18 protein-coding genes are annotated in these 25488 nt (G+C 64.6%); 5 read left to right on the forward strand and 13 right to left on the reverse strand.

From position 1 onward, the window contains the following. Positions 1–108: 108 nt before the first annotated feature. Together VGE27_RS08850 and VGE27_RS08855 are read left to right on the forward strand one after the other, a co-directional pair. Positions 109–1620: a glycogen/starch synthase gene (locus VGE27_RS08850; RefSeq protein ID WP_331049288.1), complete on the forward strand. Its 1512-nt coding sequence runs from the start codon at positions 109–111 to the stop codon at positions 1618–1620. Between the two features lie 17 nt (positions 1621–1637). Then, complete coding sequence (locus VGE27_RS08855; protein WP_331049289.1) at positions 1638–3455, forward strand: DUF3536 domain-containing protein; 1818 nt, start codon at positions 1638–1640, stop codon at positions 3453–3455. 274 nt (positions 3456–3729) lie between these two features. Here VGE27_RS08855 and VGE27_RS08860 read toward each other — a convergent pair whose 3' ends face one another. The 6 genes from VGE27_RS08860 to VGE27_RS08885 form a co-directional block, all read right to left on the reverse strand. Next, complete coding sequence (locus VGE27_RS08860) at positions 3730–4149, reverse strand: GxxExxY protein (protein WP_331049290.1); 420 nt, start codon at positions 4147–4149, stop codon at positions 3730–3732. Positions 4150–4248: 99 nt separating this feature from the next. After that, positions 4249–5460 carry a carboxylate-amine ligase gene (locus VGE27_RS08865; RefSeq protein ID WP_331049291.1) on the reverse strand — a complete coding sequence of 404 codons (1212 nt, stop codon included), beginning with the start codon at positions 5458–5460 and terminating at the stop codon, positions 4249–4251. Beyond that, positions 5461–6267, reverse strand: a complete 807-nt coding sequence (locus VGE27_RS08870) for a gamma-glutamyl-gamma-aminobutyrate hydrolase family protein (protein ID WP_331049292.1) — start codon at positions 6265–6267, stop codon at positions 5461–5463. After that, positions 6267–7628: a circularly permuted type 2 ATP-grasp protein gene (locus tag VGE27_RS08875; protein WP_331049293.1), complete on the reverse strand. Its 1362-nt coding sequence runs from the start codon at positions 7626–7628 to the stop codon at positions 6267–6269. Before VGE27_RS08875 ends, VGE27_RS08870 begins: the two co-directional genes overlap by 1 nt. 3 nt (positions 7629–7631) lie before the next feature. After that, positions 7632–8576 carry a hypothetical protein gene (locus tag VGE27_RS08880; protein ID WP_331049339.1) on the reverse strand — a complete coding sequence of 315 codons (945 nt, stop codon included), beginning with the start codon at positions 8574–8576 and terminating at the stop codon, positions 7632–7634. A gap of 813 nt (positions 8577–9389) precedes the next feature. After that, positions 9390–10331 carry a hypothetical protein gene (locus VGE27_RS08885; protein WP_331049294.1) on the reverse strand — a complete coding sequence of 314 codons (942 nt, stop codon included), beginning with the start codon at positions 10329–10331 and terminating at the stop codon, positions 9390–9392. 267 nt (positions 10332–10598) lie between these two features. On the opposite strand from VGE27_RS08885, the gene VGE27_RS08890 reads away from it, so the two are divergent. Continuing rightward, positions 10599–11018: a hypothetical protein gene (locus VGE27_RS08890; RefSeq protein WP_331049295.1), complete on the forward strand. Its 420-nt coding sequence runs from the start codon at positions 10599–10601 to the stop codon at positions 11016–11018. Positions 11019–11054: 36 nt separating this feature from the next. Here VGE27_RS08890 and VGE27_RS08895 read toward each other — a convergent pair whose 3' ends face one another. The 3 genes from VGE27_RS08895 to VGE27_RS08905 all read right to left on the reverse strand — a co-directional run bounded on the left by VGE27_RS08895 (position 11055) and on the right by VGE27_RS08905 (position 17490). Then, positions 11055–13046: a carboxypeptidase-like regulatory domain-containing protein gene (locus tag VGE27_RS08895; RefSeq protein ID WP_331049296.1), complete on the reverse strand. Its 1992-nt coding sequence runs from the start codon at positions 13044–13046 to the stop codon at positions 11055–11057. 68 nt (positions 13047–13114) lie between these two features. Beyond that, positions 13115–15058 (reverse strand): carboxypeptidase-like regulatory domain-containing protein, encoded by a 1944-nt coding sequence (locus tag VGE27_RS08900; RefSeq protein WP_331049297.1) that lies wholly within the window; start codon positions 15056–15058, stop codon positions 13115–13117. Between the two features lie 140 nt (positions 15059–15198). After that, a complete protein-coding gene (locus VGE27_RS08905; protein WP_331049298.1) occupies positions 15199–17490 on the reverse strand; it encodes a S9 family peptidase in 2292 nt (763 codons plus the stop codon). Between the two features lie 274 nt (positions 17491–17764). Between VGE27_RS08905 and VGE27_RS08910 the strand changes: the two genes are divergently transcribed. Next, positions 17765–18958: an alpha/beta hydrolase gene (locus VGE27_RS08910; protein ID WP_331049299.1), complete on the forward strand. Its 1194-nt coding sequence runs from the start codon at positions 17765–17767 to the stop codon at positions 18956–18958. Between the two features lie 31 nt (positions 18959–18989). Here VGE27_RS08910 and ilvD read toward each other — a convergent pair whose 3' ends face one another. The 4 genes from ilvD to VGE27_RS08930 all read right to left on the reverse strand — a co-directional run bounded on the left by ilvD (position 18990) and on the right by VGE27_RS08930 (position 24047). Further along, positions 18990–20699: a dihydroxy-acid dehydratase gene (gene ilvD / locus VGE27_RS08915; protein WP_331049300.1), complete on the reverse strand. Its 1710-nt coding sequence runs from the start codon at positions 20697–20699 to the stop codon at positions 18990–18992. 36 nt (positions 20700–20735) lie between these two features. After that, entirely contained in the window at positions 20736–21395 is a 660-nt protein-coding gene (locus VGE27_RS08920; RefSeq protein ID WP_331049301.1) for a DUF1707 SHOCT-like domain-containing protein, read from the reverse strand. A 2-nt stretch (positions 21396–21397) separates the two neighbouring features. Then, positions 21398–23236 carry an amidase gene (locus tag VGE27_RS08925; RefSeq protein ID WP_331049302.1) on the reverse strand — a complete coding sequence of 613 codons (1839 nt, stop codon included), beginning with the start codon at positions 23234–23236 and terminating at the stop codon, positions 21398–21400. A gap of 121 nt (positions 23237–23357) precedes the next feature. Continuing rightward, a complete protein-coding gene (locus tag VGE27_RS08930; protein ID WP_331049303.1) occupies positions 23358–24047 on the reverse strand; it encodes an energy transducer TonB in 690 nt (229 codons plus the stop codon). A 299-nt stretch (positions 24048–24346) separates the two neighbouring features. Between VGE27_RS08930 and VGE27_RS08935 the strand changes: the two genes are divergently transcribed. Further along, positions 24347–25480 (forward strand): carboxypeptidase-like regulatory domain-containing protein, encoded by a 1134-nt coding sequence (locus VGE27_RS08935; RefSeq protein WP_331049304.1) that lies wholly within the window; start codon positions 24347–24349, stop codon positions 25478–25480. Positions 25481–25488: the final 8 nt, after the last annotated feature.

Genomic DNA, 25488 nt, shown 5'->3' on the forward strand with positions numbered 1-25488 from the left:
GAAGAGTACGCCCGTGGCTACTACGCGCCGTCCATTCTTGGCGACGCCCTGCCCGACGATCCGCCAACGGCGTAAGGCCGTGCCTTTCTCCACTTCCACCACGACTCGATGAGCATGCCGACGTCGGCACTCCACGCGTCACCATCCGCACTCGGCCTCAGCGACGGCACGACACGCACCATCGTGCACCTGACGGCCGAGTACAGCCCGTTCGCCCGCACGGGCGGACTGGCCGAGGCGGTCATGGGCCTGGCCAATTTTCAGGTGCGTGGCGGGGCGAATGTCGTGGTGTTCGTGCCGCTGTATCGCACGGTACGCGATCATGCGCCGGACCTCGCTCCGCTTGGACGACCCATCGCGGTGGACCTGGGGTTTCGCAGCGAAGAAGTGCGCTTCTTCCGTGAAGTGCATCCGCCCAAGGGGCCGAAAGTCGTCTTCGTGGACATCCCCAGCGCCTTTGCGCGAGGCGGGTTGTACGGCGAGGGTGGGCGTGACTATACCGACAACGCTCGGCGATTTGCGTTGTTCTCGCGTGCGGTGCTCGATGCCATTCCGCGCCTGATCACAGGGCCGGTGCTGGTGCACGCGCACGACTGGCACACGTCACTCGCGCTCATGTACATGCGCAGCTACGAACAACTGCGCGAGCGTTTTGCCGACACGCCGACGGTATTGTCGGTGCACAACGCGGGATATCAGGGACACTTCCCGTCTTCCATCCTGAACGAATGTGGTATTCCGCCCGAGGTGTACGATTTCCGACATCTCGAGTGGTACGGCCGGGTGAACCTGCTCAAGGGCGGTCTCACCTTCGCTGACCAGGTGGTGACGGTCAGTCCCACGCATGCGCAGGAACTGCGCACGGCCGGCGGCGGCTTTGGGCTGCACGAAGTGTTTCAGTGGCTGGGTTCGCGCTTCACCGGCATCACCAACGGCATCGATCAGTCGGTGTGGGATCCGTCTGAGGACGACCAGATCACGGCGCGCTTCAGCATCGCCGATCCGGCCAACAAGGCGCGTTGCAAGGCGGCGCTGCAGCGATCGTTCGGATTGCCGCAGCGCCGCAAGATGCCGCTGTTCGGTTTCACGGGTCGCCTGGTGGCACAGAAAGGCCTCGACCTGCTGCTGAATTCGCATCGTGTCTGGTCACTCGACGCGCAGTTCGTGTTTCTGGGCGCTGGAGAGTCGCGCTATGAGCAGGCACTGTTGGCGCTTGCCCAGGCGCGGCCGAGGCATGTGGGTGTGCAGCTCGACTTCACGGATCGCATGGAACACCGCCTCATGGCCGGCGTCGACATCTTTCTGATGCCGTCGCAATACGAGCCCTGTGGCCTCACGCAGTTGCGGGCACAGCGCTACGGCGCGCTCCCGGTGGGTCGCCGTGTGGGTGGCATCGCCGATACCATCGAAGACGACGTCACGGGCTTTCTGTTCGACGAGTTCTCGCCGGCGAGTTTCGACCAGAGCATCTCACGTGCGCTGGCACGTTTCTCCGACTCGGCAGCGTGGGCGGCGCGTATGCGGGCCGCCATGCAGCGCGACTTCGGCTGGGAACGCTCGGCGGAGCGCTACGCCGATGTGTATCGGCGTGCCACTGAACGTGTGCAGCAGCGAAGCTGACACATGCGCATTCAGCCATGAGCACGCACTCCGTCATCATCCACCAGCACCTGTACCAGCCGCCACGTGAGGATGCGTGGTTCGAGGTGGTGGAGGCCGAGCGATCAGCGGCGCCGGATCATGACTGGAATACCCGCATCACGCGCGAGTGTTATGCACGTCTAGCGTCCGCCGCCGCGTATCGGCTGACATCACGTGATGCCGTACCCTCCCCGTCTGATCCGGACGCAAAGGCGGGGTTGGCTCGGCTCGTGAACCTGTACGCATGGTGTTCGTTCGATGTCGGGGCGACGCTGTGCGAGTGGCTCGACACCGAGGCTCCACAGGTGTTGCAGGCGATGCAATCCGGCGATGCGATGAGTGTCGCACGCTGGGGACATGGCAATGCTATCGCAGCGCCGTATCACCACGTCATCCTGCCATTGGCTTCACCGCGTGACCGGATCACGGAGATTCGCTGGGGCATCCGCGACTTCACGCGTCGGTTTGGGCGCGCGCCGGAGGGCTTCTGGTTCCCCGAGTGTGCGGTGGATGAAGACACCCTCGATGCCGCGGCGGCCGAAGGCATTCGCTACACCGTGCTGGCGCCGTATCAGGTGCAGGGACATGACGGCAGCGGCATGCCGGTGCGGTGGCGCGGTGCATCAGGGCGAGAGCTGATCATCGTGCCGTACGATGGCGCATTGGCAGGCGATGTCGCTTTCGGCGGACTACTGCGCGACTCGGGTGCACTTGCCGGGCGCCTCGCGCCGTATCGCGATCAGGAATTGTCTTCCCCGCGCTGCACCACGCTCGCGACGGATGGCGAGACATTCGGTCACCACCACCATGGCGGTGATTCCACGTTGGCAGAAGCGTTGTCGCTGGTGGCTCGGCGCACAACATCACAGCTCACGAACCTCGGCGGGTTGGTGGCGCAGCACGCACCGACGGCTGAGGTGTCGCTGGTATCGCCGTCCGCGTGGAGTTGTGCGCATGGCGTGGAGCGGTGGCGCAGCAATTGCGGCTGTCGCATCGATGGCGGCAAGCCGCCTGCGCAACAGTGGCGAGGGCCGTTGCGCCAGGCGATGGAGCAACTGGCGGCCCGGTGTCATGAGGTGTTCGAGCGCGAGGGCGCGGAGCTCTTCGCTGGTGACCCGTGGGCGGTGCGTGACGAGTATGGTGCCGTTGTGGCGTTTGATGGTGAACCGTTGCGGCAGTTCGTGGATCAGCATGCACGCGCGCACCTGGTCGAAGCGCAGCGTCAGCGCGCCGCCGAACTGCTCGAACTCTCACGGGCCTCGCTGCGCACGTTCACGTCATGCGCATGGTTCTTCGACGAAGTGGATCGCATCGAAGTGCGGCAGGTGCTCGGCTATGTGGCCCGTTGCGTGGAGCTGACAGGCGCTGCGGCGCGCATCACCCCGGACCTGTTGCAGTGGCTTTCGCGCGCCACCAATGGATCGCCGGGCGCCATCTCCGCCGCCGATGTCTTCGTGCGTGATGTGTTGCCGCATGTGGCGCCAGAACTCCGGGCGGCGGCCAGTGGCATCGCGCTCGCTGCGTCGGGACACCCGGCATCACGCATCGGCGCATTCGATATTCGTGTGAACCCCCTGCCCGACGCTCGCTGGGAAGCGACGGTGACGCACCGTCGCACCCACAAGACGGCAGCCATCGTCGGAACTGTGCATGGCTCCGGCGCGACGACAGAAGTGCGCGTCGGACTCGCTGGCTCCGAACCAGGTGTCTGGACCTCGCTCCATGTGCACGATTTACCCGAGCAGGCGGCACTGGCGCTGCTTCAGGTTCATCTGCTCGACGATAGCGGTCTGCTGGGGGATGAAGGGAACTGACGAAGGGAACTGACGAAGGGATTTGAAGGGTTACCTGCTTGCCGCTGCGCGGCGGAAAACAGCAGGAATTCAAGGGATCGAAAGGCAAACAGCTAAAAAATCAAATCCTTTATTGATTTCTTTGGCTGGTTTCCAACCGCTCATCTACTTGAGGTATGAACGCGGTTCTCCTGCCGTGTTCCCTTCCATTCATGCGGTTTTCGCGCCGCGCAGCGGCGCCCAGCAGGTAACCCTTCCAGTTCCCTACCATTCCCTACCATTCCCTTCCAGCCCCTTACCACTCCCGTTCATCCGGCCGAGCCTCCGGCACAGAATCGGCAAACTGCCAGTTTTCGACACGCCGCACCTCGCTGCGCACGCCGAAGTTCACGAGCAGGCCCACCCGAAGTTCGGCAATCCGCAGGTAATTGTGCAGTTGATCGCGGTGCGCCTGCACCAGCCGATCCACGTGTTTCACTTCGACAATGATGCGGTCGTCGACCACCACGTCCGCCCGATAGCTGCCGATCACGGCGCCGCGATAGTGCACGGCGTATGGCACCTCGGTTCTCACCGGCAGACGCTGCGCTTCGAGCTCCACGATCAGCGCGCGGCGGTACAGCACCTCGGCGAGGCCGGGCCGCAGCTGACGCCGGACTTCATAGACACATCGGATGACCGATTCACTGAGTCTGGCGTGCACAAAGGCCGGCATGGAATTCTCCTGGGGGCGTGCTTCAAACTCGCACCATTGCCCCCCATGCCCGTCACCCCCGTACTGCACACAGGATCATTTCAGCGCCACCCCGAACGATCAGGGAACCGCCTGCCCTCGCGCTGCCGACGACGGGGGCACCAGCGATGACGGTGTGGCCCCAATCGGGGTCGCGAAGTTTTCAAGCGGCGGCCCCAACGTGGGTTCACACACGCCTTCGGCCGTCTCGCGGATGAGCTGGTCGACCACCGCGCGCAGGTCACCGGTGCGCGCGTAGGTGGCCAACTGCCGCTGGGCACTCGAGCCTTCTTCCAGGATGCGGTAAGCGTACTCCACTTCCTTGCGGGTGCCCAGCTCGTCCAGCACGTCATCCAGGAACCACTCGATCAGTTCGCGGATGAGCACCGACGCCGGCAACTCTTCCTTCTTGCCGAAGTCGATCAGCTTGCCACCGAGCCCCCAGCGCACCGCCCGCCACTTGTTCTCTTCAATGAGATCGGAGGCGTACACGCGGAAGGTCATGTTGTCGCGGCGCAGCTTCCACATCTTCGCCACCACTGCCTGCAGGATGGCCGCGATGCACACCGCCTCGTCCACGCGCGTGTTCACATCGCACACACGGAATTCGAGCGTGGGATAGTGATGATGCGGCCGCACGTCCCACCACACCTTCGAACCGTCGGGGATGCTGCGCGTCTTCTGCAGCGTGTCCACCAGATCGGCGTAGTCGCCCCATCCATTGAGGATGCGCGGCACGCCGGTTCGGGGAAAGTTCTTGAACACGATGCTGCGATAGGAGTGCAGCCCCGTGTTGCGTCCAAACCAGAACGGCGACGATGTGGACAGGCACAGAATGTGAGGCAGGATGTACCGCGCCGCATTCAGGCAATCGATGCGGAATTCCGGATCCTCAATGCCCACATGCACATGCGTGCCGAAGATCAGCAGGCGGTGGGCCAGATCCTGCAGCTCCGCCTTCACGCCCAGGTATCGCTCCTTGGGCGTCATCTCCTGGTTCATCCAATTGGAGAACGGATGCGTGCCCGCTGATGCGATGGTCAGCCCGTGCTGCGCGGCCGCCTTGATCACCAACCCGCGCAGCTTCACCAGCTCCGTGCGCAACTCGCCGATGGACGAGCACACCTTGGTGCCGATTTCCACCTGACACTGGTGCAGCTCCGCCTTCACGTCCGCCAACTGCGCGTCGTTCGACGTCACCAGCGCATCGAATCCCGGTGTCAGGTCACGCGTGACCGGGTCGATGATCTGGTACTCTTCCTCGATTCCGACCGTCAGGCTTGGCGTACGCATTCATCCCCCCACGCCCGATCGGGACGTGTTGTTGGCGGTTGACCAGTCCACGGCAGCCCGGATGAAGCCCGCAAAGAGATGCCGGGTGTGAGGGTCCGCCATCTCGAATACTTCAGGATGCCACTGTACGCCAACGAGGAAACTGTCACCCACGCCCTCGATCGCTTCCGTCAGTCCGTCATCAGCTCGCGCCGACACCACCAGATCGCGCCCCAGTTCCTTCACGCCCTGATGATGCATGCTGTTCACCGGGCAGCGTGTGGATTCGAGCAGTTGTGACAAGCGCGTTTCGGGCACGATATCCACGTCATGCGCGAAGTGGTCGCGCTCATAGCCGGCCGTGGGAAAAAAGTCGTGCTTGTGGAAGGATGGATTTTGTGAGGCGAGATCCTGCCACATCGTTCCGCCCTGCGCGACGTTGATGATCTGCAGGCCACGGCACAAACCCAGGACAGGCTTGCCTTCTTCGATCGCCCAACGCACCAGCTGCAGCTCGACGCGGTCACGAGCCGGGTCGAGATTTCCACACTCGGGGCGCACCGATTCGCCATACTCCGCGGGATTGATATCCACACCGCCCGGGATCAACAGACCGTCGAGACGATCATAGATCTCCCGCAGGGTCTCCAGGTCGTCATCGAACAGGGGGATCATCCACGGTACCGCGCCCGCCATGGTGGCAGCCACGAAATAGCGTTGATTCATCACCCACGAGGACGGCAACGCCGGCGGAATGCCGTCGATGGAGTGCAACGTCTGCGTGGTCAGCCCGATGGTTGGGCGGTAGGTGCGGGACAACTGGGACATCAACGAGCCTCGACAAGAAAGGTCGGTACGTTCGAACCGCCGCCTGCCGTCACGTTGAGGAGCGGGTCCGTCGCGATGCGGGTGAGGCAGCCAGCCACGACCGTGCCGTTGGACAGGAACGGCGCCGTGTCCAACATCCGGTCGCCGATATGCACCGATCCGTCCACCAAAGACGGCCATGGTTCACTCGGCACCTCCACCCGCTCCTGCACGATATACGGCTCTGCAAGGGCCGTCCGGATGGCCGCTTGCCAGGCCGTATCATCCACCGTCCACCCCAGAACGATCCCCTTCCCACCGTATTCGTCGTTCGGCTTGAGTACGAGCCGTTCGCGGTTGGCGGCGACAAACGGCACCAGATCCACGCCTCCCGACGAGTGCTCGGTGCGACGCTCTTCCATGACTCGGGTCCACGGAACGTGGTTGCGAACCGCCTCACTCTCCTCGGCCGTGAACAATCCCGCCTGCCGTTCGTCACTTAACACGGCAAGTGAAGCCTTCTTATGTAAAAGCTTACACCGGAATGGATTGACCAGACACACCGCACCGTCTCTCACGGCTCGGACCACCGGTGACTCCAGCCCTTCCCGGTTCACCAGTTCGTCGATCAACACCCGCTTGTAGATCATCGTGACCGGTCGCCCCGCCACGGTGAGCCGCCCGTTGGCGTACTCGGCGTCCCGCGGATCGCCAATGAAAGCGTCGATGCCCCGGGCATGGAATTCCCGCTCGAACAGCACGAACTCGCTGTAGGTCGGGACCTCCTTCCAATCCAGAATCACCACCGAAGGTTTCTCGCGTCGGCCCCGCCAGGCGTGGTACGCCTGCAGCAACGCATCGACCACGCCAGCCGCGGCCGGAATCGGCAGCGCCACATGGGAACGATTGAACGCCTGCATCACCGGCATCGCGAGAAACGCCTTGGACAGCGCGTCGTTGTAGGCGGCACCGGCCGGTGTCTCCGCGTTGTACTCGGTGAACTTGAGACCGTCTTCACCCGGAGCAAAGAACGCGTCCAGACGCGATGTCGGACTCGCCGCAGGGAAACCTGGGTCCGCGTGGATAAGTTGCTCCTCCCACGCAGTCAGTCCGAATTGTGATCGCAGGTTCGCATCGGCCATCGCCGCGACACGCACCTTGTCTAACGCACTGCCAACCAGGCAGCAGGCGCGCGAAATCAACCGATACTCCCCGAGGCTCAGGAATCGCGGTCGTAAGACGCTGCACAAGGGTCGATCACCGAAGAACAATCCCTGCTGACGCAGCTGCTGATCGAGCACCTCGGCCGATTCCTGCGCCAGTGCGTCGTCAGCCAAAAGATTGTGATATGGCTCGAAATGCGGTGTGGTCGCCTGCGCCATCGCCTACTTCCGGCCCGGGGCGCCAGTTGGCGGCGAGGTGATGATCGGGCCGGCGCCCACGGCGGCTCGCGGCGCCGTTGCGAGCTTGATGGCGAGGTCGGCCATGTGCTCCACCACCCATTCGAAGTAGCTGGGCGTCAGCGAGTTGATGTCCATGTCCGGCGCCGGGTTCATGAAGTCGATGGCATAGGGAATGCCATCCTTCACGGCGAACTCCACCGTGTTCATGTCGTACCCCAGAGCTCGGCATAGCGTGAGTGCATCCCGCACGCAGCGCGCCTCCAGCTCTGCCCCGAGATATCCAGGATCGGGGATATAGCGGCGCTGCCGGGGATCGTACGGCATGGGCAACACCTCCTCCCGGCCCAGGACCATGCAGCGTACGTAGGCGTCCCAACGGATGAACTCCTGCACCACCATCGTGAGCAGCCCGCTCTCGTTGTAGTGCCGAAGCAGGTCTTCCATGGTGTCGCACACATAGACATCCCGCCAACCGCCCCCGTGCGCGTCCTTGAGGATGCAAGGGAAACCGATGTACTCCGCCACCCCCTTCCAGTCCAGCGGATAGGCGAGGTTGCGCAACGACTCGGAATGCGAGATCCCCGGGATGTAGTCCCGGTTCGGCAGGATCATGGTCTTGGGGTGCGCGACCCCGTGCTGGATGGCCAGCGTCGCGTCGTAGAACTTGTCGTCGGCCGACCACATGAAGGGGTTGTTCACCACCGTGGTCCCCATCCGGGTCGCATGCTTCAGGTAGGTGCGGTAAAAGCCCACCTCGTGCGAGATCCGATCGATAATCAGCGAGTACGGCACGGGCTCAGCCATGCGCGTGGCGTCCAGCTTGACGTACTCCGCCGTCACACCCGACTGGCGCTTGGCCACCGCCTCGAGAAAGGCCGGGGGAAATGACCATTCCCGCCCCACCAGAAGGCCGATCCGTGGTTCCATGGACACGTCGTTCTCCCTCGTATGATTGCTCGTGAATGCGGGATAGTGTGCCCGAATCACCGAGTCCGCCATGGGCCGAGCGGAGTATTTTTGAAGGCATTCAGTGTCACGGATCAGCCCGCTATACGAAATGCCTTACATAGTGTTTTCAAACAAGGAATGAGCATTTTTGTGATAGTGCCTTATGTGGGAAACACAGGGGGGTCCCACTGCCTTATGCCTGCCATCACAGAACCACTTATCCACACCCTCGATGGATGAAGAACGTGTAAAGACCCGCAGTTAGCAGGTTATCCACATGTCTTTCAACAGATATCTACAATGATGTCAATAACTTAGCTCAGACCGGCGTATTGCGCGGGCAGATGGATCGTCATAACATCCCCGCCCATTGATTCGCTAAACGCCTTCCGGAATCAATGGCTCACATTCCTGACACCTCACGGAATTTTGCCATGCACGTGGTTGCCTGTGATGCTCCAATCGGCACGATGGAATCCGCTCCCGTCACAAGTCTTGCTCTCCACATGGATTGGACGGCAAGCCGACTGAGCGCATTCTGGACGGCCGACGACCAGTACGTGGTCCGTGCCGAGGGCGAGGCCGGCGTGCAGTGGTACCGCATCGAGGACGACGCGGCCATGGGGCTGCGTGACCCGCAGGCGGACGAGGAGGCTCGTCGGACGCTTGGGGCGCTCTTGGCTGACATCATTCCACTTGGTGGCGGGCGTGTCGCATTCCCGGTCGGGAGCACCGGCCGTCGGACCTATCGGGTATGGCGCTCCAATCGGAACGCCGAGGGATCGGGCCGGACTAGAATCCTGGGAGTTCGAGCTGCGCGGTCACGCCGCCTGCCAGCGTAACGCCGGCAGCCTGCAGCCACGCCAGCAGCATATCCTGTCCATGATCGCCAGCCATGGCGGAGCGCGCCGCGCTCATATGGAGCTTGAACTCGGCCGACACGTCGGGGAGCGTCCGTCTGAGGACGGCCACGGTCAGCAGCTCCGTAGCATCCGCCAGGTGACGGATCGCGAACTCGACCATGCGCGCTCGGAGGGCCGCCGCGTTGAGTACGGGGCCCTCGCCGGGCACGTCATGTTGGGCGCGCCGCTCCCGGAAAGCCGCGAGACGGCTGCGGGTGGCGGTGAGCATGGGCAGCTCATCGGCCGCGTGTTCGGGGATAGCAGCCACAGGGGCCCCCAGAAGGCCCAGCCAGGCCATCCAAAGCGTCCCACGAGCGTACGGCTCCCACGGCTCGTTCTCCAGGCGGCTGGCGGTGCGCTTGACCACCTCGCTGACGTGGTGGCGAGCATCCCACCAGCGTACATAGCTCTCCGTCTGGCGGGAGATCAGCGCCAGGGCACCGAGACGCAGCGCCCAGGTCACCGCCGACTCACCCTCGTCGATGGGCGGACGGAGCGCCGCGGAGCAACGGAAGGCCCGCGCCGCGCCGAGGGTCAGGACCGCCTGGGCGAGGTCTCGGCCGGCACTGGGAACCGGCTGCAGGGCGGCCTCGAGTTGACTCAGGGCGGCAAGTTCGTAGGCGGTGCCAAGCAGCGCCAGACCGTCCGAGATCGGCTCGCCAAGGCCATCGCCGGGAAGCAGGGCAGCAGCGTCGGCACGCTCGAGCAGCAGCGCGCGTCGCTCGGCGGGAATCGCAGCGACGGCCCAATGCTCGTCGAGGGTGGTTCTGGCCAGTTCGGCCAGCTCCCTCGCCGCAAGGTCTCGATCGGTTGCCGGGGTGAGGACGTGCATCCAGCCATCTCCGGTGGAGGGCTCGAACGGGGTCCCGCAGGAATGTGTGCTGAGCATCGAGACGCAGACCGCCGCGCTCCCCGCACTGCCGCGCCACCAGCGCGGCCACCCCGACGAGGGGAAGACGCAGTAAGCAGCACCACAGCTTGCGGTTAGCGCTCGCGCACCGCATCCAGATCACTGTCGCATTTATGTAACAGGTCGACTTCTGTCAAGAGGGCAGCCCACAAGCGGCTCCGGCAGATGTCCCTTCCCGGAGATTCAGGCGTGGGATTCGAGTCGTCGCAGGTGGCCCGTCGTCGGTTGGCCGTATTGGCCGCAAGCAACAGCAGGGTGCAGGAAGCGCTGGCCCCTTCGGGATTCCCGGGCTTTGGCCCGTCCGAGGAGAAGGCCCCGGCGAGCCGTGCCGAGCGCAGTGCAGCAGGAAGCCTGGCCACCGCGCCTGGTATGGGTGCCGGCTCGGCCGCCTTGGTGCGCCAGCTCGAGGAGTTGGCTCGCGACATCGTTGCGACGCCCGGCGCCGGCGGTGCCCTGCTTGCCGCCTACGCAGCGCAGGCGCGCGCGCTCACCATGGTGATTGAGGCCGCCCGCCGGGCAAGTGCCGAACCCCTGCCCGATGCGGTCGTACAGGCAGTTCAGGACGCCCTGAGTGCACCGTCCCCCATGCCGGGACTGCTGGCAGGCTGAGGCGAACGAAGGGAGAGACGCACTGAGCGCGGTGGCTCAGCGCGAGACCGTCCAGACGGCCACCAGGCCGCAGGCCAGTTCGTCCCGGAATCCGCCGAACTGTGGCGGAATGCGCGAAGACCCGACATAGACTTCGACGGCGTGGATGTCACTGGGTGGCGCCACATCCACGCTTGTACCCTCCGGGCGCAGGACCCCATCGACCAGCACGCGCAACGTACACCCGGATCCGGCGGTGGCGGCTCTTCCCGACGCGCGTCGGGATACCGCCTGTGCCCCGCCCCCTGCTGCGACGATTTCGATGCCTTGAAGGCTCCGCATGGCATCGCTGATCAGTGAGAAACGATCCCGCAGCAGGTCGGCCCGTCGCAGCGCCGCATTGGGCACGCCGCGCTCGATCCGCTTGTCCACCTCCGCGTGCGCACGATCCGACGGCCGGCTGGCGCTCGCGGCAACCGCATCTGCCAGCTGGTCTGCCCGCTGAAACGGATCCACCCGTGACGCGGCCGCCACAGTGGCCATCTGACTCAGTGCGACCGAGAGTGGCACGCGAGCAAAAAACTCCGGGGCGGTGATGACTGCGGTCTTCATTCCCAATTCGCGCCGGTCGGCGACCACCGCGACCCGAACGGGAATTTCCGTTGGTATGGGGCACAGGACGAACCGACCTGTGGCCATGGTCAGCGCTTCGGCCGTGTCATCACGATAGCCCAGGCGATCGGTGCCGATCGCCTGGGCTACACGCCAACTCGCGCGTACGGGCACATTAGCCATGGGCGCACCACTCGGCGAAAGCACCTGCCCTGTGACCGCCCCGCGATCGGGTGCACGCAATTCACCACACAGATCGCCAATGAACCCGACATCGGCCAGACGCGCATTGGCCTCGCGCTCCACTCGCTGTGCTTCTGCCTGCAAGCGAGAGACTCGCGTGGCACGTTCGATCTCCACACTATCGACGAACTGGAGCGCCGCTCCCAAGCGCACGTCCATCACAGCGCCGCCGCTCACCTGGACTTGCTCCAGCCGCCGTATGATCTGCATCGGATTCAGTGACCGCATGAGATCCGTGCGGGCGACCGCAGACACGACCGGCATGCGAATCTCCCAATGCCGCACAAACCAGATGCCGGAACTGGTGGTATCGAACGTGACGCGCCCGCCGATACGGCCAACGCGATCTTCAGCCGTTGGCGGATCGTACTGATAGCGGACCTCGTGCACGACGGTCGATGCCGGGCGCATCCAGATAACGCCAGTGATGTCCCGGCGATTGTCGCGGCGAGTCACCGGCCGAAACTCGATGCCGAGCGCGCCGGCATGCGAAGAATCCCCCTGCACGACCAGAAAGCAATGTGTTTTCGCGAACGATTCCGAGAGCAGCACGTCGGCGTCTGGTGCGTGATACGCGACGCTGTCCGGCTCAACCATCACGTAGCCGGTGCGGGCCAGCGAGTCTGCGGGCAGGCTGACGAATGGCCGTGATGAAGCCAGCACCGCCACGGCCGACTGCTCCGCCACCAACCGGTCACCGCTACGGTTCTCGGCCCAGCGGAATTTGCGATAGGTCGCGCGCGGTGCACCGTCGGGAGAAACAGAGACGCTGGCCAGGAACGCCGTGCGTGCCTCCGCGAGCAACTGCCCCACTGCGGTTCCTGCGGCGGGATCACGGAGGCATCCCCTGCTGCTACCCGTCACATCAAACCGGACCAGTTGTAAGGGCTGCTCAGGAAGGACCACCCGCTCGTTCGTCCTGGCGGCTTCGATGCGCAACACCGCCGTCGTGAACGGTCGTTGTCCCAGCCGCAACACACGAATCCGATATGCCCCCGGCGCCGGTGCGCCGAGTTGAAAACGTCCGCCGGCAGTGGTTGTACCGCGTGCCAGTGTCGTGTCCCGTGCAGCGCCCAGCAGCAGGACCACGGCGCCCGCGACGGGCGTGCCGGTGGATTCCCGCACTACCACACCGCTGATGGGCTGGGCCTGCAGCGCCACGGCGACAGGCATGAACGCTCCGACCAGCATCATGCCTCGCAAGCAGTGACGACGAAGGACTCGCGTCAGGACTCTGCGCAGAAACACCATGGGCTCAGATCTCAACTCGTCCGGGTCCATACGGCAATCAGTCCACACCAGAGATCATTGCGCATACCGGAAAACTGCGGTGGAAGGCGTCCCGGATGGAACAACTCGATGGCCCAGACATCGACGGGGGGAATGGCGTCGAGATCCGTCTTCTCGGGCAGCAGGATGTTGTCCACCATCACCCGCAGCACGCACTGCCTGACCGGCGTCAAGAGACTTGGACGACTGCCACGGTTCGAAATCGGCACGCGTGTGCCTTCTACCGTAGTGCCGATCGACACGCCGTTCATGCGCTGGATCATCTGCAGCAGCCCGATCGGATTGACCTTGTCGATGTACTCGCGCCGTATGAAATCATTGGGCACGCCGTCGCGGATTCGCTTGTCGATCTCGGCTTCGCGCGCCGTAAGGGGCGCCGCCGCCACCGTGTGCACCTTGTCCAGCACCGTACCCGTGGCCCGCATCTGCAGAGAGGCCTCGTTGTCTCCCGGTGCGAGCAGCAGCACGTGTGTTTCCGCCTCAAAGCCCACCTGGCGGATCTGCAGCTCGATAGTGTCCGGGGGCAGCGCCTCAAAGCGCGCCGCGCCAAACGCGTCGGTGCGGCGAACCGTCTCGGTGCCTCGTGCCAACACCACGACCTCCGCATTGCGGGTCGTGCTGTCGTTGGCCGAACGCACCCGCACGGTCAGTCGCGCCATCGCCCTGGCGACGGAGTCCGGGACGGAGACGCCGCTTCCTGCGTCGAATGATCGAATGGCTGATCGACGTGCCGCGTTTACTTCCGTCTCGGAGTCGGCAAACCGTAGCGCGGCACTGTCGAGAAACAGAGTCTGCCGCCCCACCCGGACATCCAGGACGTCACCACCGCTCACCACGATGCCGTCCAGTTGCTGATTGACCCGACCAGCCACCGGACGGCGGCCGAGTACGGCATTGATGCGATGCAGCACCAGTCGCGGCATGCGCAGTGCGTACGAGCGCACGAACCACGTGCCGAACGAAGTCGTGGCAAACTCCACCATGCCCCCAATCCGGGCATCCGCTTCGTCACGGCTGACGGGATCGTACTGAAACTCGACCACACGTGGGACCGCGGAGTCGGGGCGCATCCAGATCGTGCCCCGGATATCGACCACTCCCCGCTTGCGGGCCGTTGGCTTGAACGCGATGCCCATCGCGCCCGTGTTTCCGCCAACACCTTCCACCACCTGAAAACAGTGCGTTTCGAGGAAGCGCGGCGACAACAACACCTCGGCATCCGGCGCCCGATAGATCACACTGTCGCCATCGATGGAGATGTAACCCACCTGCGCGAGCGAGTCGGGCGACAGACTCATGAAGGGACGCGCGCTCGCTCGCGTGATGGTGCTGCCTTCTTCGGCACCGATCGGTTCACCCTTGAGGTTTTCGGGGCGCACGTACTGACGATATGACGCGCGTGGTTCGCCGTCGGGCAACGCGGAGATACTGGCGAGGAAGGCCGTGCGCGTCTCCGCGAGGAGCTGGCCAGCCAGCGTCTCAGGACCTGGATTGTTCTGGCATCGCGATTCAGCGCGCACATCGAAACGCGCGAGTTGCACCGGCATTTCTCCCACTGCAATGCGCACGTCGGTTGTGCCACCCGCGTTCACCGTCCATGGCCCCTGCACCACCGGACTGTGCCCGATGCGCAACACCCGGATGCGATAGGAGCCCGCTGCTGGTGCGGTGAGTACGAACCGACCCGCCATGGATGTCACGCCGCGCGCGAGGACCGAGTCGCGCGAGGCATCCAACAGCAACGCAACCGCCCCTGCCACCGGCGTGTTCGTCGCGTCGCGCGTGATGAGCCCGGTGATGCGCTGCGCCCACGCCACCGACGGCGCCACAACCATGGCCAACGTCATCATCAGCCACGCAATACGCTGGAGAGGAAAGCCCACGTCCTTCGTGCGATTCACGTTCAGGGGGTTCATTGCGCTCTCGTCGTGATGGCAATCAGTCCACACCTTCAACATTGGTCTAACCAAAGCGGGCCAGTACAGGACACCGGCCCTACCACCGGGCACGCGCTGCGAGGCGCGTACCCGGTGAACTGGTCTGCGATGAAGCCCGTTCAGGGCCCCTTGATCTCGACCTTCTTCTCGGCCTTCGGGTCTTCCAGCGTCTGGAGCACATCGCGCCAGGAGAACTTCTTGCCCGAGCCCAGCACGTAGTAGTCCATCCATGCCATCTCCGCAGTGCTCTTCAGCAATCGGTTCCGCGCATCGGGAATGCCGTGCGAGGAGCCCGGATACATGAACAACTCCGTGGGTACACCGACCCGCTTGAGCCCCATGTGCAGCTCGACACTCTGCGGACTCGGCACGCGCGGGTCCCCTTCCACCACGTGAATCATCGTGGGCGTCTTGGCCGCCCGGATGTAGCGGATCGGGGACTGCCGCCAGTACGCCTCGAAGTCGTCGTACGGCAACTTGTCACCCAAATAATGCTGCCGATTGCGCTGCATGTCACTCTGCGCGTACATCGAAATCCAGTTGGACGTGCCCGCGCCGCTCGAGATCGCCTTGAAGCGATTGGTGTGCGTGACGATCCAGTTGCTCCAGTGGCCACCCGCGCTCCAGCCCAGCACACCCATCTTGGTGCTGTCCACCAGACCCTGCCCGATGAGCGCATCGACACCCGTCATGATGTCGTTGTAGCCCGGCGGGAAGTAGTTGCCGACGATGCCGACCTTGTGTGCTTCACCATAGTTGGTCGAGCCACGGTAGTTGGGCATGAGCACCACCCACCCCTTGCCGGCATACGTCTGCGCGCCGTAGCCGCCATTGAAGCTGAGCAGGTCGGCCGCCGCCGGCCCGCCGTGAATGGCGACCAGCAGGGGGTACTTCTTGCCAGGCTGGTAGCCGACCGGCTTGATGAGCACGCCGCCCACCTTCTTGCCGTCCTTCGACGTCCAGGTGTACTCGCTGGTTTCGCCCAGCGACAACTGCTCGCGCACCCACGGATTGGCGTCGGTGAGCTGCACCCACGACGAGCGGTTCTTCACCGCATCCAGCGACGACACCGTGAACACGGCCGGCGGCGTGGTCGGGTCCTGATAGTTGATCAGGTAGCGCTTGCTGTCTTCCTCGAACGACACGCTGAGCACGCCGTCCACGTTGGTGAGCTGCGTGGTCTTGCCCGACGCCACATCGAGCGAGAACAGCTGCGTCGTGGCCTTGGCGCCCGTGCTGAAATAGATCGTGCGGCCATCGGGCGACCAGAAGTTCACCGAATGATCGCCGTCGTAGTCGCCGATCTTGCGGAAGGCCTGGCCCTTCGCGCTCACGTCGCGCAGGTACACGCGGCGGTTCTTCATGTTGAAGCGCGTCATGTCGTCCGACGCCGAGAACGCGATCGTCTTGGAATCCGGCGAGAAGCTGAGGGCGCTCTCCGAGGTCTCCTCGTTCTTCGTCAGGCGCTCGACGCTGTTGTCCTGTGTGTCCAGCAGGTACACATCAGCGTAGATGCCTTCTTCGGTGACATTGCGCTTGTAGCGGTCGTTCGGCGTCGCGTTGAAGCCGATCCAGCGTCCGTCAGGCGAGATCGTGAAGCCGGACACGGCCTGCGTCGCATCCTTGGTCAGGCGCGTCTCGGAGCGCGAGGCGATGTCGAACGCCCACAGCGCGGCCACCGGCACTTCGGCATTACGCACGTCCACCGTGAACTTCTTGTCGCGACGCGCCTTCTCATCGGCATCGACGCTGTCGGCGGTGGTGAAGTAGATGCGACGCGAATCCGGCGACAGACGCCACGTGCCCACACCCGTGGCATGCTTGGTCAGCTGCGTCGGGGTGAGAGAGTCGAGCGGCGTCCCCTTGGCCAGCGACGCCACCGGCAACGCATACAGCTGTTCCTCGTTGCTGCGGCCACTGCGATAGATCAGCCACTGCCCGTCACGCGTGAACTCGAACGTCGACACACCAGCCGTGGCGGCCGTGATACGACGCGCTTCGCCACCATCGGCCCGCATCAGGAACAGCTGCTGCTGTCCGCCCTGCGCGGCCGGGGCTTCGCGATTGGAGAGAAACACGAACCAGCCGCCGGTTGGTGCCCAGCGCGGCTGCGCTTCGTTCTTCGCCGTCGTGAACGTCAGTTGCTTGGTGCTGGCCAGCCCACGATCGACATCCACCACGAAGATGTCGCTCTGGCTCGTGGCTTCCTTCCAGTCAGGCGTGGTCAGCGTGTACAGCACCTGCTTGCCGTCGGGCGAAACCTCCGCGCCGCCGGCGTTGCGCATGTACTGCGCGTCGACCCAGGACATCGGACGCTTCCCCTGCGCCGACGCCGTCGTCGCGCTGGCCAATGCGGCCACACACATGAGAGTGCCCCAGGTTGCTTCACGGGACACGGGGGAACGGGTCATCTGGTCGCCTCCGGTACGGGATTCCGGTCCGGGATCCCGAATGGGATCCTCCGGGGTGATAACACGGCACATCATGGATGCGATGGCGTGGCTGCGCCAGTCGGGAACAGTTTCCGCGCTGGCGCCGAGGGGATGCTCATGGTCCCAGTGGGAAACGCGGCAGCCCCCGTTTCGCGTTGGACCGGACTTGGGCGACCGGTCTCGGCATCCCGCGGCTCGTCCCCCGGCATCACATTTCAGGCGACGCGCTCCCAGCCTTCCAGCCCGCCGCCGCATGCTTCGACTGTCCCGCTCTCCATTGGTCCGTGCCGCCGCCCTGGGCCTGACACTCGCGGTGCCCACAGCCACGCCTCGCGCACAGGATTCGCGGGTGATACGGGTGCCCTCCGCCGCGCTGGGCGAGACACGGGTGGTGCACCTGCACCTCCCCGAGGGCTACGGCATGGCCAAGCGACGCTATCCCGTGGTGGTACTGCTCGACGGGCAGGTCAAGGCGTTCAACGACATCACCGTGGCCTCCGCGGGCTACGAACTCACGGGCGCGCAGCATCCCATTGCCATGCCATCTCAGATTGTGGTGGCCGTCGAGCAGGGTGATCGGTCCGACGACCTGGTTCGGCGAGAGGACGCCTTCCTGCGCTTCCTCACCGACGAGCTACTGCCGAAGGTGGACAAGGATTTCCGCACGGCCCCGTTCCGGACGCTCATCGGCCACTCACTCGGCGGGCGCTTCGCCCTCGGTGCCATGTGCCGGGCCGGCGCGGCATTCCCCGCAGTGATCGCCATCAGCCCGTCACTGCCCGATTCGCTGCTCGACGCGACCGTCCAGTGCGCGCGCCGCGAGACATCAACGGCGCCGCGATGGCTCGTGGTATCTGCCGGCACACTGGAGACGCGATCACTGGCCAACGCCGATCGATTGCTCGCCGCTCTCGCGCCGGTGCGCCCCGCGACGTGGCGCATCACACGCGTGGATGCGCCCGGCCTCGACCACACCGGCGCTCCCTTGATCACCATTCCGATGGGATTGCGCGCGGTGTTCAGCGACAGCCTGTGGCGACTGCCTGCCCCCTTTGCGGACAGCCTCGCCAAGCGTGTCGGCGACGCCGACGCGGTGCTCGAACATGGAGTGGCGACGCGCGACCGAGCCTTTCAGGTGCCGCGTGGCACAAGCCTGGGAACCACTCCTGACGAACAGGCGCTGGCGGTGCGCGCGTGGCTGGGGAACCGCAACGGTGAACGCGCCGTCGCCAGCGCCCGTGGGTACAACAACCGATTCCCCGAAGTCATGCACGGCTACACGCTGTTGATCGATGCCTACGACGCGGCCGGCAATCAGGCCGAGGCGCGCAGGGCCATCGAGAGCGCGATCAGCAACGCCAACCGCGTGCCCTGGTTCGACGAAACGCAGAAAGCGCGCTTCGTGTTGCAAATGCGGAAGGCATTGGCCGAGCGGACACCACGATAGCTACCGCTCGGCCACCATTGGGACGTGAGCGTCAGGCGTCCGCGTACACGTGGGTCTCCGCCTGCCCACCCGGATGCACCACGGCACCATAGCGCGCCGGCCCCACCGTCTGCGCATAGCGCCAGATCGCACCGCTCTGGAAGTCCGTCTTGCGCGGCGTCCACTCAGCACGACGCGCCGCCAGTTCTTCATCCGTGAGCCGCACCGACAATGTGCCCGCACTGGCATCGATGTCGATGATGTCACCATCGCGCAGCAATCCGATCGTGCCACCCACCGCCGCCTCCGGACCGACGTGGCCAATGCACATGCCACGGGTTGCACCGGAGAACCGGCCATCGGTGATGAGTGCGACGGATTCGCCGAGCCCCTGTCCGTAGATCGCCGATGTGGTGGACAACATCTCGCGCATCCCCGGCCCACCGACCGGTCCTTCGTAGCGGATCACGAGCACATCGCCTGCTGTGTAGCGGCGCTCCATCACGGCGGCAAAACAATCGTCTTCGCTGTCGAACACGCGTGCCGGGCCGCTGTGCGTGAGATGCTTGAGCCCCGCCACCTTCACCACGGCACCATCGGGCGCGAGATTGCCGCGCAGCCCCACGAGGCCACCAGTCGGCGAGATCGCCTGCGACACCGGCATCACCACCTTCTGGTTCTGCGGGATCACCACATCCGCCAGATTCTCGGCCAGCGTCTTGCCCGTCACCGTGATGCAGTCGCCGTGCAGGAAGCCGCCGTCGAGCAGCGACTTGAGCACGATGCTCACGCCGCCGATGTCGTGCACATCCTTGGCGAGATACTTGCCACCCGGCTTGAGGTCGGCGATGAGTGGCGTGCGCTTGAACACTTCGGCCACATCGAACAGATCGAACGAAATGCCCGCTTCGTGCGCCAGTGCCGGCAGGTGCAACGTGGCGTTGGTGGAGCCACCCGTCGCCGCCACCACAGCAGCGGCGTTCTCGAGGGACTTGCGCGTGACGATCTGCCGAGGACGCAGGCCGCTGCGCACCAGATCCATCACGACCTGCCCCGCCCGTTCGGCGAAGGCATCGCGCGACTCGTACGTGGCCGGTGGGCTCGCCGAGCCCGGAAGCGCCAGGCCAATGGCCTCTGACACATACGCCATGCTGTTGGCCGTGTACTGACCACCACAGGCGCCGGCGCCGGGGCACGCGACCTTCTCGAGTGCGGTGAGCTCATCGAGCGTGATGCCACCGGCGGCGTAGGATCCCACCGCTTCGAAGACATCGAGCACGGTCACATCGCGATCCTTGTAGCGCCCCGGCATGATGGAACCGCCGAACAGGAACACTGACGGCACATCGAGACGCACCATGGCCAGCATGAGGCCCGGCAGTGACTTGTCGCAGCCCGCGATGCCAACGAGCGCGTCATAGCAGTGACCGCGCACGGTGAGCTCCACGGAGTCGGCGATGGTCTCGCGGCTCACCAGCGAGGCCTTCATACCGGCATGTCCCATCGCGATGCCGTCGGTCACCGTGATGGTGGTGAACTCACGTGGCGTACCACCACCGGCGATCACACCACGCTTGGCCACTTCGGCCTGGCGCTTGAGCGCAATGTTGCACGGCGCCGCTTCGTTCCAGCTCGACACCACACCCACAATGGGACGGGCGATCTCTTCCGCCGTGAGTCCCATCGCGTAGTAGAAGGCGCGATGAGGCGCACGTTCAGGGCCGGACGTCGCGTGCCGGCTGGGAAGCTGAGGAAAGGACATTCGGGAGGGAGAGGAGGAGGGAGGGCAATGCTGGCGTCAGTAGCCGTCGCGATCGCGCACCTTCTTCGCCCGGTCGAGCGCTTGTTTGTAGCGCTTCTCACCCTGACGACCGCGATCCTTGCGACGCACATCCACCCCGCCCATCACGGCAAGGCCACTGACCCGCAGCACCGGAGCATGAGGATCATCGGTGGCGCTTCCACCACGGATGGTGAAGCCGCCCATGAACGCCATACCCACGATGTCTACGCGCACCCCGTCCGGGACGATGATCTCCACTCCGCCCCAGAGCGTGAAGACTTCGATTTCCGTCACACCGGGTCCGAGGCGCGCCTCACGCAAGTCGAGCTCGCCACCGCCCATGATGGCGGTCACTTTGAGGTGACGTGGCACGATCCACGGTCCCTCTCGCTGAAAGCCGCCCATGATGGCTGCCGCCACGCCGCGCTCGGGCACGACGGCGGGAGACGCGATGCGGGTGACGGTGGACTCCATCGCGAGTGAGCCGGCGGGATTCATGGGATCCACCAGCAACAACTCCAGCTCCCCGAGCGACTGCGCGCGATACACCGCGGCGAGTCGCTCGTCGAGTTGGTCCATCGAGATGCGATCATTCGCGAACGCCACCGACAGCAACTGCACCACCCGCTCCCGGTGGGCAGGCTGCACGCCGACGGGAGCGTAGGAGTCGTGCATACTCAACCGATCGTCGGACGACGCGTATGGAAGTCCGTCGCCTTCTGGAACTGGTGCGCCACCGACAGGATGATGTCGTCGTTGTAGAGATTGCCGGTGATCACGGCGCAGATCGGCTGGGCCTTGTACGTGGGCGCCGGCGTGTTGGCATTTGCTGCAGCACCCGGTCCGCCGCCCCCAAAGCTCGGCACATCGAACTTGTACGGCAGCACCGCGCACGGATGGCCCGTCTGCGCGTTCGGCGCGACGTCGGCCTGTGGCGCGCCAATGAAGCCGTCCAGATCCTTCATGAAGTTGCCCCACGCCTGCACCAGCAGCAGGCGACGGCGCTGGTTCTGCACGAACTCCCAGCCCAGCGTCTGACGACCGCCCACGAAGCGGGGATTCCAGTCGGCACCGGCCATGGGATTGGTCGCGTCGGCAGCAATGCCGGCCGGACGCGCCGGTGGCGTATTGCCGAATGGTCCGTTGTTGCCGGTGCGCTCGGGCAACTTGTTCAGGTCGAGACCAAACTCCTTGGCCTTCTTCTGCACGAAGAAATCGAAGGCGGCCGCGTACTCCACGTTGAGGCCACCACCCTGCATTCCGCCGACCGTCGGGCGAGCCGTAATCTCACGCGGCGCCATGCCAAGGGCCTTGAGCTGGTCGACCAGTTCCTTGGGCGCCCCTGCGTCCACACCGATGCGCAGCGACGCGAGCTTGATGTTGCGATCGAAGTTGAACGGCGTGGTGACGGTGGACGAATCCTTTGGATCGACACCGTGCAGCACGTTGAACACCATCGCGCAGTCTTCCGCCGTGCGGCACATGGGGCCGACCCGATCCTGCGACCACGAAAGCACCATGCCGCCGTGCCGCGTCACACGACCATACGTCGGGCGCAGCGCGCTGATGCCATTGCGGATGGACGGTGAGACAATGGAGCCCTGCGTCTCAGTGCCGATGGCAAATGCGACGCACCCACCGGCGGTCGCCGAACCAGGTCCCGCCGATGAACCGCTCGCGCCGATGTTGAGGTTCCACGGATTGTTGGTGCGACCACCATACCACCAATCGTTCTGCGCATAGAGACCCGTCGACAGCTTTGCGAGCAACACCGCACCGGCGTTGCGCAGCCGCGTCACGATCTCAGCGTCGTAGTCGAACACCTGGTCCTTGAAGTCCGGCGAACCCCACGACGTGGGCACACCCTTCGTCGCGAACAGATCCTTGATGCCGTACGGCACACCATGCAGCGGACCACGATCCTTGCCGGCCTTGAGCTCCGCGTCCATCGCGTCCGCCTCAGCCCGCGCCGATGTCTCCATCAGCGTCACCACGCAATTGAGCTGCGGATTGAGACGCTTGAGGCGCTCGAGATAGATATCCGTGATCTGGCGCGAGGTGATGCGACGGGCCTTGATCAGCGCCGAGATGCGATGGGCGGGCAGGAAGGCGAGCGCCTCGGGATCGGTGGGAACCGTACCGCTCCATTTCTCCACCGCGAACGTCGCGCGATTGAAGACCGACGCGCCACGCTGGCGCACCAGCTTCTCCATCAGCGCGCCAGTGCCTTCCGGGTAGGGCATGAACTGCAGCGCCGGCGCTTCGCCATTGCCAAGCGGGACGGCGGGCTGCTGCGCGGGTGGCTGGAACTCGGTCCACAATCCACCGATGTCTGCGAGCGGAGCACGCAGCCCCTGTGCGCCCGCAACGGCCGGCGCACCGAACGCACTCGCCGCCGCGGCGACCAGCGTGCGAAACATGAACTGGCGGCGATCCAGACCGGTCGCCGTCTCGTCATAGTCCATGGCCGCAAGTTCTGCCTCGGCCTGCGCCAACACATCGAGAGGGGTATCCACGCGAAAGCTCCAACGGAGAGAGTACGGACGGGAACGCCATGCGCTCCCAATATCTCTCGCTGTACACGTTCGCGTGAGACGTCGGCCACCATCGGCGACCGACACCTCACACCATCGGCGATCAGCCTGCGCCGGGAGGGCGAATACGGAATCCGAAGGGTTGCTGCACGAGCTGCGGCACCGGGCGACCGTTCAGGGAAGCCGGGCGATACTTCATGCGCGGCAACGCGGCCTTGACCGCCACCACGAACTCGGGATCGGCGGGCTCGAGCAGCTTGAACGTGGCGATGTCGGCGTGCCCGAGGCTGTCTACCACGAACTGCGCCAGCACGAGGCCCTCGATGTTCTTCTCGAGCATCTTCACCGGATAATCCGGTCCGACCGCCGTCGGATCGAGCGCCGCGGCAGAATCGACATCGATTTCTGTAAGCAGGCGTTCGGAAACCACTTCAGGGGTCGGCGTCTCGTCGAAGCCGTTGTCACCGCCCTGCTTGGCGGCCACAGGGACGGTGCCGTCGGGCTCGGGCACCTGAAAATCACCCGAGGATTGTTCGGACGGCACACCCAGCCCGATAAAGCTCAGGCGTTCAGTGGAGGGCGCAGGTGCGGACTGCTTGGGCGGTGCGATAAAGCGCACGAGGGCGTCCGCCGCGGGTGGCGGCAGCTGGATGGGCACGGTGCTGAACGCCGCGACAGCGCCAACCGCCGTGGCCATCGAACCCATTCCCATCAGCTGCCATTGCACCAGCAGCCAGGGCATGACACGACGCGTCGACTCGAACAGGGTCAGTCTCACGCGACGCTTGTGCATACATCCTCCAAGTCGCAGTCTGCGACAACAACACCGGTCGTGACAATTCCGTCACCGCCTGCCCCGGCTTTCCGCATGGCGTTCCCTATCTCTGCTGCTCAATGAGTGACTTCGCAAGATCATGGATGTATTCCGTCCCAGAATCGTGAGATGACGCTCCAGACTGGCGCGTCTACTGGAAAAACAGTAGCTATCAGGCCATGACGTTCTCGATCACTTCAATGTCGGTCCGACGTGCTCGCCACGTTGGCCGGTTTTGGCCACGAGTTCTTCGGGTTGCCAACCTGACGTTGTGTGCGTTGGGGCTGTGGACCATCGCCATCGCGTTTCCCCGCGCATTGGCATCGCAGGCACCAGCGGTGGCCACCCCACAGGGTGCACTTCAGGGCATCGTGCGCGCCGCACCCACCGATGTGGCGCTGCCCTACGCGGTCATCTCCATCCCTGCCCTGGGCATCGAACGTTTTTCGGGAGCGAACGGCACGTTCATTCTCGGTGCGGTGCCCGCTGGCTCACACGAAGTCCTCATCCGGCGACTCGGATTTGTCCCTGAACGTCGCACGGTGAACATCAGCGCCGCCCAGACCACGACGCTGGATGTGCGACTGGTGCAAGTGCCGGTGCGCTTGTCCTCGATGCTGGTGCGTCCGGTCGAACCATGCAAGCGCCCCGGGCTCCCGGACAGCACACGATTTCCCGAGGTCGCACAGCTCGCCAACTTGCTCCGTGAGAACGCCGATCGATATCGCTTGCTCGTACAGCAATATCCGTTTGCCTATGTGCAAACCCGCGCCTTTGGGCAGTTGATGGACCGTGGCATGACCATCCTCCGTGTGGACAGCATTCGTGTGCCCGGTGCATCGGCCGTGGAATACAAGCCCGGCAATGTTGTCCGCCGCGATCGAACGGGAGGTCGCAACGACTACTCGATGCACCTACCCACTTTGCTCGACCTCGCGGACGCGGTGTTTGTGCGCAATCACTGTTTTCACTACGCCGGCACGTCGACGCATGAGGGAGAAACCTGGTACCGACTCGATGTCCGGGCGGCCGACCGCCTGTCGTCTCCCGATGTGCATGGCGCGTTCTTTCTGGACAGCGCGACATCGCAATTGCGTCGCATGGAGCTCGAGATGAGTCGCCCGGACCGGCTGCCCCGGGAGCTGCGCAGCATCCGCACCGTGCAGGTCACCACGCAGTTCCTCGAGATTGCGCCGGGCGTTGCACTCATCGACAACGTGTGCGCGGTGAACTGGATCAAGGGACGCGGCCCCAGAGCCCAGCACGCCGCCGAGTTGCAGCAAGTGCTGATGTACGGCTTCACCGCTCCCCCGCCAGATATCGACCCCGTGGGACAGCGCTCGATGCCACCATGGCGCCGCGGGGCCGGCGTACCGCGGGACTCCCTCTCCTGCGTGCCCCCCGAAGGCTAGGCGGGCGG

Source organism: Gemmatimonas sp. (assembly GCF_036405635.1).
Taxonomy (GTDB): Bacteria; Gemmatimonadota; Gemmatimonadetes; order Gemmatimonadales; family Gemmatimonadaceae; genus Gemmatimonas.

Bases quoted from the DNA above. Each gene is read 5' to 3' on its own strand.
- VGE27_RS08850 (WP_331049288.1), top strand. From the start codon at position 109: ATGAGCATGCCGACGTCGGCACTCCACGCGTCACCATCCGCACTCGGC.
- VGE27_RS08855 (WP_331049289.1), top strand. From the start codon at position 1,638: ATGAGCACGCACTCCGTCATCATCCACCAGCACCTGTACCAGCCGCCA.
- VGE27_RS08860 (WP_331049290.1), bottom strand. From the start codon at position 4,149: ATGCCGGCCTTTGTGCACGCCAGACTCAGTGAATCGGTCATCCGATGT.
- VGE27_RS08865 (WP_331049291.1), bottom strand. From the start codon at position 5,460: ATGCGTACGCCAAGCCTGACGGTCGGAATCGAGGAAGAGTACCAGATC.
- VGE27_RS08870 (WP_331049292.1), bottom strand. From the start codon at position 6,267: ATGTCCCAGTTGTCCCGCACCTACCGCCCAACCATCGGGCTGACCACG.
- VGE27_RS08875 (WP_331049293.1), bottom strand. From the start codon at position 7,628: ATGGCGCAGGCGACCACACCGCATTTCGAGCCATATCACAATCTTTTG.
- VGE27_RS08880 (WP_331049339.1), bottom strand. From the start codon at position 8,576: ATGGAACCACGGATCGGCCTTCTGGTGGGGCGGGAATGGTCATTTCCC.
- VGE27_RS08885 (WP_331049294.1), bottom strand. From the start codon at position 10,331: ATGCACGTCCTCACCCCGGCAACCGATCGAGACCTTGCGGCGAGGGAG.
- VGE27_RS08895 (WP_331049296.1), bottom strand. From the start codon at position 13,046: ATGATGCTGGTCGGAGCGTTCATGCCTGTCGCCGTGGCGCTGCAGGCC.
- VGE27_RS08900 (WP_331049297.1), bottom strand. From the start codon at position 15,058: ATGAACCCCCTGAACGTGAATCGCACGAAGGACGTGGGCTTTCCTCTC.
- VGE27_RS08905 (WP_331049298.1), bottom strand. From the start codon at position 17,490: ATGACCCGTTCCCCCGTGTCCCGTGAAGCAACCTGGGGCACTCTCATG.
- VGE27_RS08910 (WP_331049299.1), top strand. From the start codon at position 17,765: ATGCTTCGACTGTCCCGCTCTCCATTGGTCCGTGCCGCCGCCCTGGGC.
- ilvD (WP_331049300.1), bottom strand. From the start codon at position 20,699: ATGTCCTTTCCTCAGCTTCCCAGCCGGCACGCGACGTCCGGCCCTGAA.
- VGE27_RS08920 (WP_331049301.1), bottom strand. From the start codon at position 21,395: ATGCACGACTCCTACGCTCCCGTCGGCGTGCAGCCTGCCCACCGGGAG.
- VGE27_RS08930 (WP_331049303.1), bottom strand. From the start codon at position 24,047: ATGCACAAGCGTCGCGTGAGACTGACCCTGTTCGAGTCGACGCGTCGT.